The organism is Streptomyces griseomycini, assembly GCF_014203535.1.
Lineage (GTDB): Bacteria > Actinomycetota > Actinomycetes > Streptomycetales > Streptomycetaceae > Streptomyces > Streptomyces griseomycini.
Map to the genome: position 1 here is coordinate 18,511 of NZ_JACHJI010000023.1, position 19,217 is coordinate 37,727.

A 19,217-nucleotide genomic window follows, 5' to 3' on the forward strand; every position below is an offset into this window, starting at 1 on the left:
CCGCCGTTGCCGCCGGGTCAACGGCCGCCCGGCACGGTGGCGGAGACGATGCGCCGGACGCCGACGGCCTCGCGCCGCGGGACGGTGATGCGCCACTTGCCGGCGGCTTCCTCGTGGCACGGCCCGCTCGCCCGGAGGGACCCTTCCCCCGACGCCCCGTTCGCGGTCCGGCAGTCGTAGACCTTGACCGGACCGTACATGTCGAGCAGGTGGCTGCCGATCCGGGTCCCGGGCGCCGGCACGCCCGCCGTCCACACCGACGCGGCCATGGGGTCCGGACGGCGTCGCACGTCAGAATGCCGAAGTCGCCGGTGCCCAGTTCCTCGCACACCTTGCGCACCGGTCCGTCCCCGCCCGACAAGCCCGCCAGGCCGGTCCGCCCCCGTCGAAAGTAAGGGCGAAGAGACGTCTTTCGTCCCTGGTGACGACGGGATGCGGGCTCCTACTGTCGGTGGGCGGAGAGAACCATCCGACAAAAGTGCAGAGCGCGGAGCCGAATCCGGAGGACGTCAGGGATGAAGAAGCAGTTGGACGAGCCCGGCGCCGCCCCGCCATCCGGGACGCTCGTCGACGGACACGCCGGGCTGACGTCGGCTCAGGTCGCCGAGCGCGTCGCCGCCGGTCGCGTCAACGACGTGCCGATTCGCTCGAGCCGCAGCATCGGCGAGATCGTCCGGAGCAACCTTTTCACCCGCATCAACGCGATCATCGGCGTGCTGTTCGTCATCATCATGATCGTCGGGCCGGTGCAGGATGGGTTGTTCGGCGGTGTCATCCTCGCCAACACGCTGATCGGCATCGTCCAGGAGGTGCGCGCCAAGCGGACCCTCGACCAGCTCGCGATCGTCGGCGAGAGCCGTCCGCGCGTCTGGCGCGACGGGCAGTGCGTCACGCTCAGCGCTTCCGAGATCGTCATGGACGACGTCATCGACCTGGGCCAGGGCGACAAGATCGTGGTGGACGGCACGGTCACCACGGCCGAGAACCTGGAAGTCGACGAGTCGTTGCTCACGGGCGAGGCGGACCCGGTCGTCAAGCGTCCCGGCGACGCGGTGATGTCCGGCAGCTTCGTGGTGGCCGGGTCCGGCGCCTTCACCGCCACCCGAGTGGGACGGGAGGCCTACGCCTCCCAACTCGCCGAGGAGGCACGGCGCTTCAGCCTCGTCAACTCCGAGCTGCGCAACGGCATCGACCGGATCCTGAAGTTCGTCACCTACGCGATCGTCCCGGCGGGCATCTCGCTGATCATCACGCAGTTCATGGTGAACGACGACGATCTGCCCGAGGCGATCCGCCGCATGGTGGGCGGTCTCGTGCCCATGGTCCCCGAGGGCCTCGTCCTGCTGACCTCGCTGGCCTTCGCGGTCGGCGTGGTCCGGCTCGGCAAGAAGCAGTGCCTGGTCCAGGAGCTTCCCGCCATCGAGGGCCTGGCCCGGGTGGACACGGTGTGCCTGGACAAGACAGGAACGCTCACCGAGGCCGCGATGGACGTCGACGAGGTCCTTCCGCTGCTGCCGGACGTGCCCGTCGCGGAGGTGCTCGGCGCCCTCGGCGCCGCCGACGAACGCCCCAACTCCAGCCTGCAGGCGATCATCGAGGCCTACCCCGCTCCCGAGGGCTGGCAGCGCACCGCGACCGCCCCGTTCTCCTCGGCCCGGCGGTGGAGCGGCGCCGCGTTCACCCAGCCGTCCGGTGCGGAGTCGACCTGGCTGCTCGGCGCGCCCGACACCATGCTGCCCGCCGGGCACTCCGTGCTCACCGCCGCGGACTCGTACGGCGTGCGGGGCCTGCGCGTCCTGCTCCTGGCACGCTGCTCACGGCCGCTGGACGGGCTCCTGGACGACCCGGCGACCGTGCCCGACGCGATCACGCCAGCCGCGCTCGTCGTCATCAAACAGCGCATCCGGCAGGAGGCGCCCGCCACCCTGCGGTACTTCGCCGACCAGGGCGTCTCGGCCAAGGTGATCTCGGGCGACAACGCGGTGTCCGTCGGCGCCGTCGCGTCGAGCCTGTCCCTGCCCGGCGCGGACAGCCCGGTGGACGCCCGCTTCCTCCCGGAGCACCCGGAGGAACTGGCCGACGCCGTCGAGCGCAACGCCGTCTTCGGGCGGGTCGGACCCCAGCAGAAGCGGGACATGGTGGGCGCCCTGCAGTCCCGGGGCCACACCGTGGCGATGACCGGCGACGGCGTCAACGACGTCCTCGCGCTGAAGGACGCCGACATCGGTGTGGGGATGGGCTCGGGCAGCCCGGCGACCCGGGCAGTGGCTCAGATCGTGCTGCTCAACAACAACTTCGCCTCGCTGCCGTCGGTGGTCGCGGAGGGCCGCCGGGTCATCGGCAACATCGAGCGCGTGGCCAACCTGTTCCTCACCAAGACCGTGTACTCGGTGCTGATGGCCATCGTCATCGTGATCGCCCAGGTGCCGTACCCCTTCCTGCCGCGCCACATCACGCTGGTCGGCTCCCTCACCATCGGCGTCCCCGCGTTCTTCCTCGCGCTGGCTCCCAACTCGGAGCGTGCCAGGTCGAACTTCGTGGGCCGCGTCCTGCGGTTCGCGGTTCCCGCCGGCGCGCTCGCGGCGGCGGCCACCTCGGTCGCCTATCTGTTCGCCCGCTCCGTGTACGACGACAACCTGGACGCCGAGACCTCAGCGGCGACCCTCGCGCTGTTCCTCACGGCCCTGTGGGCGCTGGCCATCATCGCCCGCCCCTACACCTGGTGGCGGATCCTGCTGGTCCTGACGATGGCGGTGTCGTTCGCCGTCGTGCTGGTGGTGCCGTACCTCCAGGAGTTCTTCCAGCTGAAACTGGTCGGTGTCGCGGCGCCGTGGACGGCGGTCGCCTGCGCCGCGGTCGCCGGGCTGGTACTGGAGCTCGTGTGGGCCCGCATGCGTCGGCGGCTGGCCGACGACTGAACCAGCGGCGGCGGTGACATCCCCCGGACCGCCCTCGCGAAAGGAAGGGACGCCCGGCCCACGCCGGGCGTCCCTTCCGTCTGTCCGCTTCCCGGGCGCGCCGCGATCCAGCCAATCCACCGACGTGCCCCCTCCCTCCCCGTCGCCCCGGACCGCCGCGGCGCCACCGTCCCGCCGGCCCCCGCGGTCAGGGGGCGACCTCCGTCGTCACCAGGGACGATCGCGTCTCGACGGCGAGGCGGCGCGGTACCGCACCGAAGAGCGGGGACGGTTCCCGGCCGGGGCGTCGCATCAATAGAAACCGGCGAACTATCGAAAGTAGGGTGCGATGCCTGCCGAAAGTTGAGTGGTGAGATCAACGAAGATCCGTATGATTTAGCGGAGGCAGAAGGGAGTCAGCCACGGTCAATAAATCTTATGTATCAGGCGGTCCGCACTCGCCACGCCCGCTAACACGCACACAGATGCGGAATCGGACATTCCATTCTGTTCAGGAGACACAAAGGTGAAGACCTCGTGAAGACCGGAAACTGCTGACGCCCACCGCGTCCCCCGTGCCCAGCACGGCTGCGACGCAGGCCGGCCCCGTGCATCGAGTCGGCATGCTCAGCATATCCAAGGATCTTCGTTGCACAGATACTGGAACTTGATGCGGGGGTTCAAGAAGTCATGAACGTTCACCCGACAGCTCCTATATTCCAAGGAGTCGGCAAGCCGAAGACGAAAGAAGAAATCGAATCCGGCCTCGAATTCCGAATACTCGGGCCGCTCGAAGTACAGACGAACGGCCAAGGACTCGCGGTCGGCGGGCCTCGGCAGCGGGCGGTTCTCTCCGCATTACTGCTCTCCGCGAACCAGGTTGTGTCCTGCGATTCACTGATAGAAAAGGTCTGGAACGGCCGCCCGCCGAGAACGGCCCGCACCCAGGTGGCGATCTGCATCGCCGCGCTGCGCAAGATCTTCCGCAGCGCGGGCTGGGGCGAGGACACGATCATCACGGCCACACCCGGCTACATGCTCAACCTCGCCGGCCACTCGCTCGACTCCCTGCGCTTCGAGCAACTGGTCGCCAGGGCCACGGAGTGGACGGCCGGGGACCGCCCGGCGGAGGCGGCGGCAGCCCTGCGGGAGGCGCTGGCACTGTGGCGCGGCCCGGCTCTCGGTGGCGTGTACGCACCCTTCGCCGAGACCGAGGCGGCCCGCCTCGACGAACAGCGGATGCTGGCCGTGGAGCAGCAGATGGCGCTGCGCCTCCAGCTCGGCGAGCACCAGGCCGTGCTCGGTGAACTCCAGGCGCTGGTCGGCGCCTGCCCGCTGCGCGACCGGCTGCGCTACTACCTGATGCTCGCCCAGTACCGTTCGGGCCGACGCGCGGAGGCGCTCACGACATTCCGCGACGGAATGCGGCACTCCATCGAGGAGATCGGCCTCGAACTGGGCGCCGAGCTGCAGGCGCTCCACGACTTGATCCTGCGGGACGAATTCCCCCAGCTCGCTGTTCCCGGCATTGCCGCGCCGCAGAAGGACAGGCCCCAGCCCGTGCCGTGCCAGCTCCCGGAAAGCGACGCGTACTTCACCGGGCGTAGTCGTGAGCAGTGGCTTATGGATGACGCGCTGCTCAACAGTTCTCCGCAGAATCCGTCCCCCATCGCGTACATCACGGGAAGCCCTGGAATCGGGAAGACGAGCCTCGCCGTCAACTGGGCGCACCGGTCGGCGCACCGATTTCCCGACGGGCAGCTGTTCGCGGACCTCCGGCAGGGTGGGACCCTGGACGTGCTCCACCAGTTCCTCCGCCGACTGGGAGCTGAGGGGCCGCTGCCCACGGACGTGTCGGAGGCCGCCGAGCGCTATCGGGCGACGCTGGAGGGCAAGCGCGTCCTGGTGGTCCTCGACCACGCGTCCTCGTACGCCGGGCTGCGTCATCTGCTGCCCGGGAGCGGTGAGTGCCGCGTACTCATCACCGGACAGGTCAACCTGGATGAACTCCTGCAGAAGTACTGCGCCCTTCGCCTGCGCGTCGGCCCACTGTCCGACGAGGAGTCGCGGGAGGTGCTGACCAGCGTGCTGCGGGACTCCAGGGCCGACGAGTCCCCCCGGGCCACCCGGCAGCTCAGCGCGCTCTGCGGCCACACGCCGCTGGCGCTGCGCGCCGCGGCGGCCAGGCTGCTCACCAAGCAGCACTGGCGTGTGTCCGACCTGGTACGCCGCCTGGAACGCTCTGCCGACCGGCTGGCGGAGCTCAGCATCGGTGAGGACTCGCTGCGGGCCCGGCTCGACCGCAGCGTGGAGGGGCTGGACCCCTGCGCGGCCGACGCCTACCGGGAGTTCAGCCGGCTCGACGACGCCGACTTCGAGGCGGCGGAGGCGGCGGAGGTGCTCGGCACCGATCTGCTGGACGCCGAGGACCTCATCGAGACCCTGGTGGACGCGCAGCTCCTGGAAGTGGTGAACCGCAGTCCCTCGGGCGAGATGCGCTACCGGTGGCAGGAGTTGGTACGACTGCACGCGTTCCACTCCCTGCGTGCCGCCCGGGGCTTGGCCGACTGCGTCTGCTGAGCCGAACGCGCGGGCACCGCGCACCGACCCGGACGGCGCGGTCGACGACGGCCCGTACGCCCCCGCCAGACCGTACGGGCCGCACCGTTCCGTGAGCGCGGTCCAGGCGTACGCCGCCGGATCGGCTGTCGACGCTCGGCGCCCCGACGGGACTCCCGGGCCGCGCGCCGGTCCGGTTCTCCTCCACGCGCTCCGGACGGGCCTCCCCGTCGTACCCGCCGAAGCGACCGTCCGCCGAGAACCAGCGGTGCCCGCGGTGGAGGTGGTCGATCGCTGCCGTACGAACGGCGGATCAGCCACACGGGCCGCGGCGACCACCGCTCCGTCCGGTCGCCGCTCGCAAGCGGGGCAGCCCGTCGGAAGCCGCCCTCACCAAGGGGCGTACGCCACGGCCCGCGCCCGGTCCTTGATGAAGCGGGCCAGCCGTGCCGCCCCTTCGGTGGCCTGGTCGGTGGTGAGGTAGCTGCAGGAGAGCCGGATCTGCCGGTCCCCCGCGTCGTCCAGGTGGAAGTGGCGCATCGGCGTCCAGATGACACCGTAGTTCTCCGCCGAGTCGTCCAACGCGGCCCCGTCCGCGGCGAACGGGACGTCGAGCGTCAGGAAGAACCCGCCGTCGGGGTCGTTCCACCGCACCCCTGCCGACTCCGGTGCTCCCACTGGCAGCTGGGCGGCGAGCGACTCCCGCAGGCACCTCATGGTGGCCTGGTAGTGGCGTGCCAAGGACTCGTTCGCCGCCCGCAGCCCGCCGCCGTTCTGCAGGAGCAGCCCGGCGACCGCTGCCTGGCTCAGGCTGGAGGTGTTGACGGTGACCATGCTCTTGACCTTGGCCAGTTCGTCGGCGAGCAGCCCCGGCGCCCGGCCGTCCGCGCCCTCGACCAGCTGGTCGGCGACGACGAACCCGACGCGTGCGCCCGGGAAGGCGGTCTTCGCGAAGGAGCCGAGGTAGATGACGCGCCGACGGGTGTCGAGGGACTTGAGCGTCGGCCGCCGCACCGTGCTGAACACACCGTAGGGGTTGTCCTCCAGGAGCAGCAGTCCGAGCCGGTCCGCGGCGTCGAGCAGGGCCGTACGGGCCTCGCGGCGCATGCTGACCCCGGTGGGGTTGGAGCAGTCGGGCACCACGTACAGGCACCTGGCGCGCCGGCCGCTCGCCTCGATCTCCCGTACGGCGCGTTCGATCCCTTCCGGACTCGGCCCGCGCGGAGTGCCGGGCACCGCGACGACGGGGATCCCGAGCAGGCTGGCGGCGCCGGTGACGCCGACGTACGAGGGACTGTCGACGAGGAGCACGTCGTCGGGGCCCGTGAACAGCGCGCGGAGCGTGAGCAGGACGGCTTCCTGGCAGCCGACCGTCACGACCACGGACGCGGGGTCCACCGTCATGTCCTCGTCCACGGCGAGCATGCGGGCGACGAGGTCCCTGATCTGTCCCGCGGTCTCGCCGTACTGGTAGAGCGCCGTGCGGACGTGTTCCTCGGAGTGGCCCCGTTCGCGCAGGTGGTCGAGGTAGGTCTCGATGAGACCGGGTACGCGCGCGACGTCGAAGTCGCCTTCGAACGGCCGTCCCGGGGCGAAGGAGATCGCCTGCGGATGGCGCAGGGTGACCTCGTTGAGGAAGGTCATCGTGTCGAGCAGCGGCGCGGACAGGCTGGCGTGCAGAGCGGTCCGCGGCAGGACGCCTGTCCGGTCCGTGCTCCCCGACGTGGTCGTCATCCGGGACTCCTGTCTGTGCACGGCATGGGGTGCGGCACGGCGTGCGGCGCCGTGTTCCCGGTGTGCGGGCGGCTGTGCCCCGGCAGGATGACGGTGTCCGCGTCGATCGTGCCGGGCGACGCGTGGCCGGTGAGCACCATGGTGTCGGCGAGCTCGGCGATCAGCAGGGTGAGCATCCGGTGCACGCCCTCGCTGCCGCCGGCGGCCAGGGCGTACAGTGCGGGCCGGCCGACGAACACGGCGCGGGCGCCGAGGGCCAGCGCGACCAGGACGTCGGCACCGGAGCGGATGCCGCCGTCGAGGAAGACGGGGCAGCGGCCGCGCACGGCGGACACCACCTCGGGCAGCGCCTCCAAACTGGCCTGCACGCCGTCGAGTTGGCGGCCGCCGTGGTTGGAGACGATGATTCCCGCGACGCCCGCGGCCACCGCCGCCCCGGCGTCCCGGGCGGTGAGGACGCCTTTGGCGAGGACGGGCAGCCCGCTCAGATCCCGCAGCCGTGCCACGACGGACCAGTCGAGGGAACGGTCGAAGGCCAGTCTGCTGTGGGCGCCGGGGGTGGCGCTCCCCGCGGCGGCCGGCCCGGTCAGGTTGGCCGGGGTCACATGGGCGGGGAGCGTGAAGCCGTTGCGCAGGTCGCGCAGGCGACGGCCGGTGAAGGGGGTGTCGACGGTGAGCACCAGGGCCTGGTAACCGCTGTCGCGCGCACGACGGGCGAGGCCGAACGTGGTCCCGGCGTCGCGGAAGCAGTACAGCTGGAGCCACAGCGGGGCGTCCGCCGCGCCGGCCACCTCTTCGAGGGTCCGGCCCGCGAAGGTGCTGACGACGAGCGGGAGTCCGAGCCGGCCCGCGGCGGCGGCCGTCCCCGTCTCGCCGTCCGGGTGGGCGAGCGAGTGGTAGGCGACGGGTGCGATCCCGAGGGGCGCCGCCCAGCGGGCGCCGAACACCTCGACGGAGGTGTCCGGTTCCTCGATGCCGGTCAGCGCCCTGGGACGCAGCCGCACGGTTTCGAAGACGGCCTCATTGGCGGCCAGCGTCCGCTCCCGGCCCGCGCCACCGGCGATGAAGTCCCATACGTCGGCCGGCAGTTCGCGCCGCGCGTGCTCGGCGAAGTCGTCGGGCGTGAGCGGCTCCCGCCCGGTGGCGGACGTCATCGACCGGCCACTTCCCGCTCCCTCTCGACGGCCTCGTACAGCGCCTTGATGTTCGAACTGCCGAAACCGCGCGCACCGTTGCGCTGGATGTACTCGAAGAAGAGGGTGCCGCGCGGGTAGGGCGAGCGGGTGAAGATCTGCAGCAGGTAGCCCCACTCGTCGCGGTCCGCGAGGACGTTGGTCTCGCGCAGGTCGGCGATGGCGTCCGCCATGTCGCTGACGCGCTCGGTGAGCAGGTCGTAGTACGCGCCGGGGGTGCGCAGGAAGGCCACGCCGCGGTCGCCGAGCGCGCGGACCGAACCGACGATGTCGTCCACGAGGAAGGCCAGGTGCTGCACTCCGGGACCGTTGTGGGCGTGCAGGAACTGGTTGATCTGGCCCGGCACCCGCGTGTCGTCGGGCTCGATGAGGGTGAGGGTGATGCCGCTCCCGGCGCTGCGCACGACGACGGAGTCCATCGCGTGGTCGCCCACCTCGATGTACTCGGAGGAGTAGAAGGGCATGTCGAAGGCGGCCTCGTAGAACTCGGCGGTGCGGCGCAGGGTGCCGGCTGCGAGGCAGACCGCGACGTGGTCGAGGACCGGCCGGGGTGCCGCGGGGTCCGTGGCGGCCGGCAGGAGGGCCCAGTCCCGATCGGGCGGCAGCCGCACCGTCCGGTCGTCGGACGCGGCGATCAGGGTGTGCCGGACATCCCCGAACCCGGAGACCGAGGCGAACCAGGTGTCCTGGCCGCGCAGGAGCGAAGGGGTCGGACGCTGCAGTCCGGCGGCGCCGGCGAGGAGGGCCCGGTCGAAGCAGGACTGGACGTCGTCACAGCTGAACGCGAGGTCGGCGATGGAGTCGCCGTGCTCCTCGACGTGCCGGGCGACGGCGGTTCTCGGCCGCAGCGCCTGGGTGACCACGAGGGTGACCTCTCCGCTGCGCAGCACGGTGGACCTGTGGTCGTGGTCACCGGTGGCGGGGCCCGCCACGGCCAGGGGCACGAAGCCGAGGCTGTCGATGAGGAAGCCGGAGGCCTCCCGGTCGTCCGTGACGTACAGCTCGGCGTACGCAATGGCACTCGGCGGCATGGCGGCTCTCCAATGAAGAAGAGGGAGAAACGCGGGAGCACCCTCCAGGACGGCGGTCCCCGAATCCTCGGTCAGGGAAGGGAAATGCGCGTGCCCACACGTTACGAATCGCTCGTATGTCCTCGCTATCGGCTGGATATCGAGCTCGCCGCCTGCGGTTCGACCGGGTGTGACCGGTACGGCGGTTCCGCCGTCCGGGACGGGATCAGCACGCCGATCACGGCGCTGATGCGGCGCAGACGCCGGCCCGCGGGATCTCGCCGGTGCTCCGGCCGGAGCGGACCGGTACGTCGTTGGCCTGGCCCCCAGCCGCTCCGTCCGCCCACGTCGGCGAAGACCGGTCCGGCAGCCGTCTGCCGGGACGGGAGCAGGCCCGCGGCGCCGCAAGCCCTCGCCCCTCCCGGCCGCGGCCCGCGGGCGGCGCGGCCGCCCCCGCTCGTCAGGTCAGGCCGGCGTCCCTCACGAGCAGCGCCACCTGAACCCGGTTGGACAGGCCGAGCTTGGCGAGGGCGCGGCTGACGTGTGCTTTCACCGTGCCCTCGCTCATGGAGAGTTCGCGGCCGATCTCGGCGTTCGACAGGCCGCGGGCGACGGCTCGCACCACGTCGTCCTCTCGGTCCGTCAGCACCGACAGGCGTTCCCGGGCGCGGGCCGCGTCGGCCGACTCCAGCCCGGCGAAGGTGTCGATGAGCCGCTTGGTGATGCGCGGCGTCAGCATCGCGCTGCCCTCGGCGACCGTGCGGACGGCGGCGGCCAGGTCGCGCGGTGAGGTGTCCTTCAGGAGGAAGCCGGCGGCGCCGCTGCGCAGCGCCGTGTGCACGTAGTCGTCGAGGTCGAAGGTGGTCAGCATGATGACGCGCGGCGGGTTCGGCGCGCGGCGCAGCTCCTTCAGCGCGGTGAGGCCGTCCATGCCGGGCATGCGGACGTCCATGAGAACGACGTCCGGGCGGTGCCGGGCGACGGCGGTCACGGCTTCGCCGCCGTCACTGGCCTCGCCCACCACCTCGATGTCGTCGGCCGGTTCGAGGATCATGCGCAGTCCCGCCCGTACCAGTGCTTCGTCGTCGACGACCAGGACCCGGATCACTCGTCTTCCTCCATGGTGTGCGGGGAGAAGGGCAGGCGGGCGCGGACGCGGAACCCTCCGCCCGAGCGGGGGCCCGCTGTGAACTCGCCGTCGAGCAGTTCGACCCGCTCCCGCAGCCCGACCAGGCCCATACCGCTGCCGGGCAGCGCCTCGACGGGACGGCTGGGGGCGTCGTTGCAGACCGCGATCTCCAGACCGCCGTCGTCGTAGCGGACCAGGACCTCCGTGCGGGCGGCACCGGCGTGCTTGTGCACATTGGTCAGGGCCTCCTGCACGACCCGGTAGGCGGCGTGTTCCAGCAGCGTGGGCAGCCGCTGGGGGGTGCCCTCGTCGCGGCGGCTGACGGTCATGCCCGCGGCACGCGACTGGTTGAGGAGCCGCTCCAGGTCGACGAGCGTCGGCTGGGGGCCCAGCGCGACGCCCTCGCCGTCGGCCTTGAGGACGCCGATGACGTCCCTGAGCTGGCCGAGGGCCTCGCGTCCGATGGTGCGGATCAGCTCCGCGGCGACGGCCGTCGACTCGTCCTTGGCGTTGATCTCCAGGGCACCGGCGTGCAGCACCATCAGGGACACCCGGTGGGCGACCACGTCGTGCATGTCCCGGGCGATGCGTGCGCGTTCCTGCGAACGGGCCTGCTCGGCGCGGGCCGTCTGCTCGCGCTCCAGCTGCTCCGCCCGCTCGTGCAGGCCCTCGACGACGTCCCGGCGGGCCTTGTTCCACAGGCCGAGGGCGAACGGCAGCCACACGAACAGGGCGACGCCGCCGAGCGACGACAGCATGTCCTGCCACACGACCCCGGCCGCCCCGATGGCCAGTCCCGTGGTCGTCGGCAGCACCGTCAGGGCACTCGCCGCCACCACGTAGGTGAGCTGGCGCAGCGGGCGGCGCACGGAGAACGCCACGACGTAGGAGGCGACGCACAGCGCGGCCCAGGTCGAGGTGAGCACCCACGCCGCGCAGCCGGTCACCGCCACGGGCCAGCGCAGCCGGGGCAGGACCAGCGCCGAGGCGGCCGACGCGACGGCCACGGCGACGGCCAGCGCGAGGGCGAGGCCGTCCAGTGGTGTCAGGCCGAGCTCGGTCTGCACACGGGACACGAAGGTGCCGTCGATCGGGACGAACGCGCCGGCGGCGAGGAGGACGGCCAGGAGTACCGGTCCCCTGCGGCCGAGCCGTCGCCGCAGGCGCGCCGCCCGTCCCGCTCCGGTGGTCGTATGGGTACGTCGGGTCACATGCCGAGCGTAGTTGCTCGTCGGGGCGTTTCCGTCCTACCGGAGTCTGCCCTTCCCCCCACGAAGGTCGGGTACGGCCGCGACCTAAGTGGGACGCGATCGTGGACTTTCCGGCGACGTGGAGACGGCGGCCGCCGCTCCAGACTCGGCTCCATGACTGAGACCACAGACGCTGTCCGGGCTTCGGGGCTGGGCAAGCACTACGGGACCGGCGAAGCCAGGGTGACCGCCCTCGCGGGCGTCGATGTGCGCTTCCCCCGCCAGGAGTTCACCGCCATCATGGGCCCCTCCGGTTCCGGCAAGTCCACGTTGATGCACTGCGTGGCCGGCCTCGACAAGGCTGACGAGGGCAAGGTCTGGATCGGCGACACCGAGCTGACCGGGTTGAGCGACGACGCCCTGACCGATCTGCGCCGGGACCGGATCGGGTTCGTGTTCCAGGCGTTCAACCTGCTGCCGACGCTGACCGCCCTGGAGAACATCCTGCTGCCGTTCGACCTGGCCGGGCGCAAGCCGGACCAGGGGGTGCTGGACCGGATCGTCACCACCGTGAACCTACGGGACCGGCTCCACCACCGGCCCAGCCAGCTCTCCGGCGGCCAGCAGCAGCGGGTCGCCGTGGCCCGCGCGCTGGTGACGGAGCCGGACGTCGTCTTCGCGGACGAGCCGACCGGCGCGCTCGACTCCGCGGCGTCGGCGGAGCTGCTGCGGTTCCTGCGGCGCAGCGTCGACGACCTCGGCCGGACGGTGGTGATGGTGACCCACGAGCCCAGCGCCGCGGCGTTCGCCGACCGGGTGCTGTTCCTGAAGGACGGCGCCCTCGTCGACGAGGTGTTCGCGCCCACCGCGGACAGTGTCCTGGAGCGCATGAAGTCCTTCGAGAAGGCTGTGTCCTGATGTTCAAGACCATGCTGCGCGATCTGCTCGCGCACAAGGGCCGGGTGCTGATGACCCTGGTGGCGATCGCCCTGGGTGTCACGGCGACGGTCGGCAGCTGGGTGGTGAGCGACTCCATCGCGGCCACCCTGACGCTGCGTGAGACGCGGGACGACGTCAGCGTCGCCGTGCAGAGTCCCGGCAAGGAGCCGGTGCTGGGCGTCGCGGAGCGGGACCGGCTGGCGGCGCTGCCGGGTGCGGCGGCCGCCGAGGGTGTCGTCGTCGGCCGGGCGGGGCTCGTCGGCCCGGACGGCAAGCTCGTGAAGACCGGCACGGTCCTGGACCGGGCGGGCACCAACTGGAGCAACGACGAGCGGTTCGCCCTGGACGCCGGCCGCAAGCCGGCGGGCCCCGGCGAGGTCGCCCTCAACAGTACGGACGCCGAGAAGGCCGGGTTCGGCGTGGGCGACACCGTGCGGGTGCTGCTCGCCGGCGGGCGCTCCGAACGGGCCGAGGTGGCGGGCCTGTTCACCTACCACCGGCTCGGCCCGCAGGCGGAGGCCGACTCCGACGAGGCGTCGGACGCCGTCCCCGTCGTCGCGTACGACGACACCACCGCCGCCCGGCTCCTCGGCACCCGCTACCACCGTGTCGAGCTGACCGCCGAGTCCGGTGTGGCGGCGGACGCGCTCGCCCGGACCGCACGGGACGCCGTGCCCGGCACGTACCCGGTGGAGACCGGCCGGGCCCTCGCCGACGCGGCGGCCGCCCAGTCGGAGGACGAGGCGCAGGACCTGCGGCTGACGATGCTGCCGTTCGCGGCGGTCGCCCTGCTGGTCGGGATGTTCGTCATCGCCAACACCTTCACGATGCTGGTCAGCCAGCGCACCCGGCAGTACGCGCTGCTGCGGGCCGTCGGCGCCCGCAGGCGCCAGGTCAGGACCGGGATCGTCGCGGAGGCCGCGGTGCTGGGCGTGGCCGGCGGCACCATCGGCACGCTCGCCGGCGTCGGCCTGGGCCCGCTGCTGATCGGCGTGATGCGACCCGACGACGACGTGGAGTTCACCGTACGGCCCACGGCGATCCTGCTCGGCTACGGCGTCGCGGTGGTCGTGACGGTGCTGGCCGCCTACACGTCGGCCCGGCGTGCCGCCGCCGTCCCGCCGGTGGCCGCGCTGCGCACCGACGCGGTGATGCCGCGGGAGACCAGGCGACGGCGGAACCTGCTCGGTGTGGCACTGCTCGCCGTGTCCGCCGCCATGGTGATCGCGACGGCCGACCCCAGCTCCTCCAACCTGCTGCGCATCGTCGCCCTGGTGGGCGCGGTCCTCGGGGTGGTCGGCGCGATCCTGCTGGCGCCGTTCCTCGCGGAGCGGCTGCTGACGCCGCTGACCCGGCTGGTCGGCCTGCGGGGCGGTCCGTCCGTGCGGCTGGGCCTGCGCAACGCGGCGAGCGATCCTCGGCGCACGGCGGGCACGGCGACCGCCATCACCGTGGGGCTGGGCCTGGTGTGCGCGTTCGCGACGCTGAGCGCCTCCTTCGCCGACCTGATCGCCTCCACGACCCGCGCCAACGTGCCGCTGACGACGACCGTGCTCCAGTCGGCGGCGGGCGGCGAGTCGACGCTGACGCCCGCCGAGATGGAGCGGGTGCGCGCGGTGCCGGGCGTCGACCGGGTCGCCGCGAGCCGCGACGTGCTCGCCGATCTGACGTACGACGGCGGCAAGACCGTGCGGCGCATCTCGGCGATCGAGCCCGAGGCGCTGCGCACCGTGCTCACCCCCAAGATCACGGCCGGCTCGCCGGATCTGACCCGCGGGGTGGTCATCTCGCGGAACCAGGCCGACATGCTGGGACTGGGCATGGACGACGAGCTCACGCTGAAGCTGGACGCCAGGACGTCCGTGACCCAGCGCGTGGTGGGCATCTACGACGCGACGGAACTCCAGGCGAGCATCTACCTGGACGCGGCGAAGGCCCCGGAGGCGCTGCGCCGGCAGATCACCCTGCTGTACGCCACGGGAGCCGACCCGGACAGGGCGCGGGCCGGTATCGAGGCGGCGTTCCGGGACCGGCCCGATGTGACCGTCACCGACCGTGAGGGCCTGGTCGAACAGGGCGTCGACCAGCAGCGGTTCGCGTTCACGCTGATGTACGCCATGTTCGGGGTCGCGATCGTCATCGCGGTGTTCGGCGTCGTCAACACGCTGGTGCTGTCGGTGATGGAGCGGACCCGGGAGATCGGCGTGATGCGCGCGGTGGGCGCCAAGCGGCTGCTGGTGCGGCGGACCATCCGGGCGGAGAGCATCGTCATCTCGATGTTCGGGGCGCTGCTCGGCGTGGTGGTGGGCGTGCCGGTGGGCGCCGTGATGCAGCACGCGATGTTCGGGCAGCTGCTGTGGGACTTCACGATGCCGTACACCGTGATCGGGCTGGCGCTGGTGGGCATCTCGGGGGCCGCGGTGCTGGCGGCGATGTGGCCCGCCCGGCGGGCTGCCGGTACGAACATGCTGGAGGCGATCGCCGGCAAGTGACGCGAACCGGGGCGGGGCAGGTGGGTGTCCGCCTGCCCCGCCTCCGTGGTGGTGGGGAGAGTCAGCGGCTCGCGCCGGCCTGCCGCACCGTCAGGTCCGGATCGTCGCCGCGGCGCAGGACGGTCAGTGTCGTCCCCGGGGCCGGGTGCACCAGCGCGGTGCCGGGGCCGGCCGGGCGTGCGGCGGCCCTGCGGTGGGGTGCGGTGTCCCCGGGGCGGCTGGTCCACACCTCCGCGTCGCCGTCGACACCGTGCCGCAGGGTGAGCGGACGGCCGTCGGCCGCGCCCACCCGCACCCAGCGGGTACGGCCCGCGTGGCGCTCGGCGTCCACCACGTGCCCGCCGGGGGCGAGCAGCCCGGCGACGAGGACGTCCGGCCAGTCGTCGGGCACCGCGGGGAACACGTCCACGGCGTCGCCGCCGGCACCGACGAGGAGTTCCACAAGCGCCTGTCCCGCCGGGAAGGGGGCGGCGGCGCGCGGTGAGACGGCGTGCCGGTAGAGGGAGTTGGGCGCCAGGACGTCCGCCTCGTCGCCGCTCGCTGTGGTGAGGTGGCGCAGCAGTTCCAGGGCGAGGGGCGCGTCGCGCAGGGCCGCCGCCATGGCCGCGGCCGTGGCGTACGAACCGGCGTGCCAGGCGTCCCGCATGCCGGCCCAGTGGTGGAGGCTGCGGTGGGCGAGAGCGGGGTCGGCGTCCGGGTGGGGGGCCTGCCGCAGGGGCAGCAGCCAGATGAGGTGCGAGGGCTCCGCGCAGGAGCGCGCGACCCGGAGCCCCGCCCCGATCATGACGCCGGAGGTGTCGGTGTGACACGGCGCCAGTCTGGCGGCGAGGTCTTCCCAGCGGGCCAGACGGGGGTCCTTCTCACGGAGCCCGCGCGTGGCCGTGACGAGGGTCGTGACCGCCCAGCGCAGGAGCGACAGGTCGTGGGTGCAGTCGCTGACGTCGGCCTGGCCGGGCGAGTGCGTGACGGGCAGGTGCAGGCGTCCGTCGACGCCCTCCATGAGGAAGCCCGAGTAGTAGCCGACCACTCCGGCGAGGGCGGGACGCAGCAGGTCGCGCAGGATGCGCGGGTCGGCCGTGTAGCGGTGGGCCTCCCACAGGGCCAGCGCTCCGGAGGCGCGCACCGGGTCGTCGGTGCGCCCCGCCTTGGACCCGACCCCGGGCAGCGCGCCGGCCAGGTGCTCGTGGGCGGGCGGCGGGCCCTGCTCGAGCGCCGCGGCGACCGGTCCGACGTCGAGGTGGCGCGAGGGTCCGAGCAACGCGGGCGCGTCGGCGAGCCGTCCGGGCCCGGGATCGGTCACGGCGGCCAGGGTGTACATCTGGGCCCGGTGGAACCGCTGCAGGGTCCGCTCGGGCAGCGACACGTAGCTGCGCCGGTGGAAGGCGTGCCACCAGGCCCGGTGCCGGGTCACGGTGGAATCGGCGCCGGCCGCGAGGAGCTCGCGGAGGGTGTCCTCGCCGGTGCCCGTGGCGTCCGCCGGTGAGGCGGCGAGCAGCTGCCGGTCACCGTGCGTGCGGCTCACCGAGCGCAGCACCGGCGCGGAGCCGTCGGGGGCCGGGGCGGTGCAGGAGAGGCGTTCGCCGCCCTCGGTACCGGCGCGCAGCAGCAGCGTGGGGCTGTGCCGGTCCACCAGGGCCGAGAAGACGACGGTGCCGCGGGTGGTGGTGATGCGCCCGGTGAGTTCGGCGTCCCACAGGTCCAGGGCGCACTCCAGGACGGTCGGTGTGCCCAGCGGCCGCAGGTCCAGCACGCCGGCGGGCGCCTCGGCCGTCCGGGTGCCCGGCCCGCCGACGAGCAGCCGCACCCCGCTCCCGCCGGGCGCGGCGACGGCCCGTACGACGAGCCGTCCGTTGCCGAGGTGCGGGGCGAGCCGCGGGTCCTGCGGAAGAGCGGCCCATTCCATACGGGCGTCCCGCACCGCCTGTTCGTACGGGTCGTCGGTCGCGGCCCCCTGTCCGGCCGCCCAGGCGACCGGCGCCCCCGCGGTCCAGGAGCCCGCGGAGGCGGCGGCCAGCCCGCCCGCCGACGTGCGAAGGAAGGTCCGTCTGGCGAATCCCGCGTTCACGTCGGGGCTCCCGGTGGGTCGAGGTCAGTCGAGGTGGAGGTAGCGGCGGTAGGAGTCGACGGGGCCGGCGAGCCCGGCCACGACGGCCGGTGCGGCGTGGCCGGCGGTGCGCAGGACCAGTTCGACGGCGTGGGCCAGTGCCGGGGTGTCGGCGGGCGGTCCCGCGGCCACCAGGGCGTGCAGCTCCCCGCGGCAGCGGCGGCCGATGGGGGTGAGCGCGAGCGTCGCGTCGAAGCCGGCCCAGCCGGCGGCGTAGGGCTCGGCGTGCGGCACCGGTCCGGCTCCGGCGATGAGCGAGGCGCGCAGCAGTTCGCGGAGCGCGGTGCACAGCAGGGTGAAACCGCCGTACGCCTCCAGGCTGCGGCCCGCGCGGGCGTCGGCATGGACGGTGTGCAGGCGCACGAGCGTCTCGGTGAGAAGTTCGGCGGGGTCCCGGTCGCGGCGGTGCTCGGCCGCCAGGAGGGCGGGGAGCAGGTCGTCCTCGGGGGTGTCGGCCGGTGCTCCGCCCTCGGCGGCGCGGTCCAGGAGGGTCCGGGAGCCGGCGGGCGGCTCGGCGGCGGGGGTGCCCGCCGGTACGGCGCGCACCCGCAGGCGGACGAGGTGGTCGTCCTGGGGGACGAGGTGGACCGACTCCAGCGCGTCGGGGACGGACCGGTCGCGCCAGCCGGGCAGGACCGCGCCGACCTCGCTCTGCACCAGCGTGTCGAGGACGCTGCAGAAGTCTCCGAGCCGGTCGCCGCGCACGGCGACCAGCAGCAGCGCCTCGCCGTCGTGGCGCGGGTCGGCCGGCGGTGGGACGGCGTGCAGTGCGTGTACCTCGGGGCTGGTGCCCAGGGCGGCTGCGACGCGGTCCAGGCAGGCCAGGGCCGTGGGGTGGCCGGCGCCGGGCGGGTCCAGGACGAGTGTTGCGGTCACGGTTCCTCCTCGGTGCGGGGTGGGGGTCAGTCGAGGCAGAGCATGACGTTCTTCTTGGCCGCCCAGGCCTCCGCCCGCTCCTCGTCGCCGAGGCGCTGGTAAGTACTGACGATCAGGTCGTAGACCGTGCCGTCCGGCATGGCGTAGCGGTAGAAGAGCCGCAGCAGTGAGTGCTCGGCGGCCTCGTGGTAGCCCATCCCGGCGAGCATGACGGCCAGGTCGAGGTGCTCGGAGAGTTCCTTCTTCGAGGGCTCCGGCAGCAGGTCGACGGGGACGCCGTCGAGGCCCATGTCGGCGGTCAGTGCCTCGAACGCCTCGTCGCCGTAGCAGTCCATGATGATGTGCAGCCGGTCGGGGCCCGTGAGGTTGCAGGCGCCGTGCGCGTGGGTCGGCATCAGCCACCACAGGTGGCCGTGCGCCATGTGGACCCGTGCCCCGCCGGTGACCAGCGCGCAGGAGCGGTTGGTCACCAGCGGGATGTGCAGCCGGTGGTGCTGCCGCTCGTCGGTCAGCTCGTGGTAGTCCTTGTGCTCCCACAGGAAGGAGTTGGGCTGGAGGCGGGCGATGCGCGCCCACATGTAGCGCAGCCCGAAGGACCGCAGCAGTTCGCGGGTGGCGGGCATGCGCTCCAGGAGCGTGGTCTCCTTGGCCTCGCAGTCCCGGATGGTGGCGTCCATGGGGTCGCCGCTGTCGTTGTAGAGCGAGAGGGTTTTCCAGCCCCCGCTCTGATACTCACCGTATTCCGTCGCCAGATTCTCGGGAACCGTCAGCGCCTCGCGTCCGACGAGATCCAGGGTGTAAGGATCCAGCGCGCGAATACGGCCGACCTGTTCCGACAACACGGACAAGGCCTTCATGGAACGTCTTCCTTCCGGTCGGCCGGTGATACCGCGTGCCATGCTGGTCGATAACCGCCCCGGAAGTCACCGCTCTTAAGTCCCGGGCGAAAAACGCTCCACCGCGCACCGCGCCGCGGGCCGGGCGCAGGGCCCGGCGGGCCGGCCGGCGTCCCGACCGGAAGCTGCGGCCCGCCCCGACGAAAGTGGTAGACGACCGATTGCCATCGTCGGATGTGCCGGACCCCCACCGATTTC

At 72.6% G+C, this 19,217-nt stretch carries 13 protein-coding genes; 4 read left to right on the top strand and 9 right to left on the bottom strand.

Annotated features, from left to right (window positions below; all coding sequences use genetic code 11):
- Positions 1 to 17: 17 nt before the first annotated feature.
- The gene (locus FHS37_RS35545; protein WP_184828958.1) at positions 18 to 290 is read right to left on the bottom strand and encodes a hypothetical protein; all 273 of its coding nucleotides are present in this window, start codon (positions 288 to 290) and stop codon (positions 18 to 20) included.
- A 225-nt stretch (positions 291 to 515) separates the two neighbouring features.
- On the opposite strand from FHS37_RS35545, the gene FHS37_RS35550 reads away from it, so the two are divergent.
- Positions 516 to 2,918, top strand: a complete 2,403-nt coding sequence (locus tag FHS37_RS35550) for an HAD-IC family P-type ATPase (RefSeq protein WP_184828960.1) — start codon at positions 516 to 518, stop codon at positions 2,916 to 2,918.
- A gap of 669 nt (positions 2,919 to 3,587) precedes the next feature.
- The gene (locus FHS37_RS35555; protein ID WP_184828961.1) at positions 3,588 to 5,477 is read left to right on the top strand and encodes an AfsR/SARP family transcriptional regulator; all 1,890 of its coding nucleotides are present in this window, start codon (positions 3,588 to 3,590) and stop codon (positions 5,475 to 5,477) included.
- A gap of 369 nt (positions 5,478 to 5,846) precedes the next feature.
- Here FHS37_RS35555 and FHS37_RS35560 read toward each other — a convergent pair whose 3' ends face one another.
- The 5 genes from FHS37_RS35560 to FHS37_RS40930 all read right to left on the bottom strand — a co-directional run bounded on the left by FHS37_RS35560 (position 5,847) and on the right by FHS37_RS40930 (position 11,733).
- Positions 5,847 to 7,190, bottom strand: a complete 1,344-nt coding sequence (locus FHS37_RS35560) for an aminotransferase-like domain-containing protein (RefSeq protein WP_184828963.1) — start codon at positions 7,188 to 7,190, stop codon at positions 5,847 to 5,849.
- Positions 7,187 to 8,344, bottom strand: coding sequence for an alpha-hydroxy acid oxidase (locus FHS37_RS35565; protein WP_184828965.1), 1,158 nt, complete (start codon positions 8,342 to 8,344; stop codon positions 7,187 to 7,189). The genes FHS37_RS35560 and FHS37_RS35565 overlap by 4 nt, the downstream gene beginning before the upstream one ends.
- Positions 8,341 to 9,414 carry a 4-hydroxyphenylpyruvate dioxygenase gene (hppD, locus tag FHS37_RS35570; protein ID WP_184828966.1) on the bottom strand — a complete coding sequence of 358 codons (1,074 nt, stop codon included), beginning with the start codon at positions 9,412 to 9,414 and terminating at the stop codon, positions 8,341 to 8,343. Before hppD ends, FHS37_RS35565 begins: the two co-directional genes overlap by 4 nt.
- A 439-nt stretch (positions 9,415 to 9,853) precedes the next feature.
- The gene (locus FHS37_RS35575; protein ID WP_184828968.1) at positions 9,854 to 10,501 is read right to left on the bottom strand and encodes a response regulator; all 648 of its coding nucleotides are present in this window, start codon (positions 10,499 to 10,501) and stop codon (positions 9,854 to 9,856) included.
- Complete coding sequence (locus FHS37_RS40930; protein WP_221500716.1) at positions 10,498 to 11,733, bottom strand: sensor histidine kinase; 1,236 nt, start codon at positions 11,731 to 11,733, stop codon at positions 10,498 to 10,500. The genes FHS37_RS35575 and FHS37_RS40930 overlap by 4 nt, the downstream gene beginning before the upstream one ends.
- Before the next feature lie 153 nt (positions 11,734 to 11,886).
- On the opposite strand from FHS37_RS40930, the gene FHS37_RS35585 reads away from it, so the two are divergent.
- Both FHS37_RS35585 and FHS37_RS35590 read left to right on the top strand, forming a co-directional pair.
- Positions 11,887 to 12,630 (top strand): ABC transporter ATP-binding protein, encoded by a 744-nt coding sequence (locus FHS37_RS35585; RefSeq protein WP_184828970.1) that lies wholly within the window; start codon positions 11,887 to 11,889, stop codon positions 12,628 to 12,630.
- A complete protein-coding gene (locus tag FHS37_RS35590) occupies positions 12,630 to 15,143 on the top strand; it encodes an ABC transporter permease (RefSeq protein ID WP_184828972.1) in 2,514 nt (837 codons plus the stop codon). Before FHS37_RS35585 ends, FHS37_RS35590 begins: the two co-directional genes overlap by 1 nt.
- A gap of 61 nt (positions 15,144 to 15,204) precedes the next feature.
- On the opposite strand, the gene FHS37_RS35595 is transcribed toward FHS37_RS35590, so the two are convergent.
- From FHS37_RS35595 to FHS37_RS35605, 3 genes are read right to left on the bottom strand one after another with little or no spacing between them, the layout of a single operon-like run.
- A complete protein-coding gene (locus FHS37_RS35595; RefSeq protein WP_184828975.1) occupies positions 15,205 to 17,208 on the bottom strand; it encodes a glycosyl hydrolase family 95 catalytic domain-containing protein in 2,004 nt (667 codons plus the stop codon).
- Between the two features lie 24 nt (positions 17,209 to 17,232).
- Complete coding sequence (locus FHS37_RS35600) at positions 17,233 to 18,123, bottom strand: hypothetical protein (RefSeq protein ID WP_184828977.1); 891 nt, start codon at positions 18,121 to 18,123, stop codon at positions 17,233 to 17,235.
- A 26-nt stretch (positions 18,124 to 18,149) separates the two neighbouring features.
- Complete coding sequence (locus tag FHS37_RS35605) at positions 18,150 to 18,980, bottom strand: aspartyl/asparaginyl beta-hydroxylase domain-containing protein (protein WP_184828979.1); 831 nt, start codon at positions 18,978 to 18,980, stop codon at positions 18,150 to 18,152.
- Between the last annotated feature and the right edge of the window lie 237 nt (positions 18,981 to 19,217).

Coding starts and splice junctions, on each gene's coding strand:
- FHS37_RS35560 (WP_184828963.1), bottom strand. CDS start 7,190: ATGACGACCACGTCGGGGAGCACGGACCGGACAGGCGTCCTGCCGCGG.
- FHS37_RS35550 (WP_184828960.1), top strand. CDS start 516: ATGAAGAAGCAGTTGGACGAGCCCGGCGCCGCCCCGCCATCCGGGACG.
- FHS37_RS35585 (WP_184828970.1), top strand. CDS start 11,887: ATGACTGAGACCACAGACGCTGTCCGGGCTTCGGGGCTGGGCAAGCAC.
- hppD (WP_184828966.1), bottom strand. CDS start 9,414: ATGCCGCCGAGTGCCATTGCGTACGCCGAGCTGTACGTCACGGACGAC.
- FHS37_RS35565 (WP_184828965.1), bottom strand. CDS start 8,344: ATGACGTCCGCCACCGGGCGGGAGCCGCTCACGCCCGACGACTTCGCC.
- FHS37_RS35590 (WP_184828972.1), top strand. CDS start 12,630: ATGTTCAAGACCATGCTGCGCGATCTGCTCGCGCACAAGGGCCGGGTG.
- FHS37_RS35555 (WP_184828961.1), top strand. CDS start 3,588: ATGAACGTTCACCCGACAGCTCCTATATTCCAAGGAGTCGGCAAGCCG.
- FHS37_RS35605 (WP_184828979.1), bottom strand. CDS start 18,980: ATGAAGGCCTTGTCCGTGTTGTCGGAACAGGTCGGCCGTATTCGCGCG.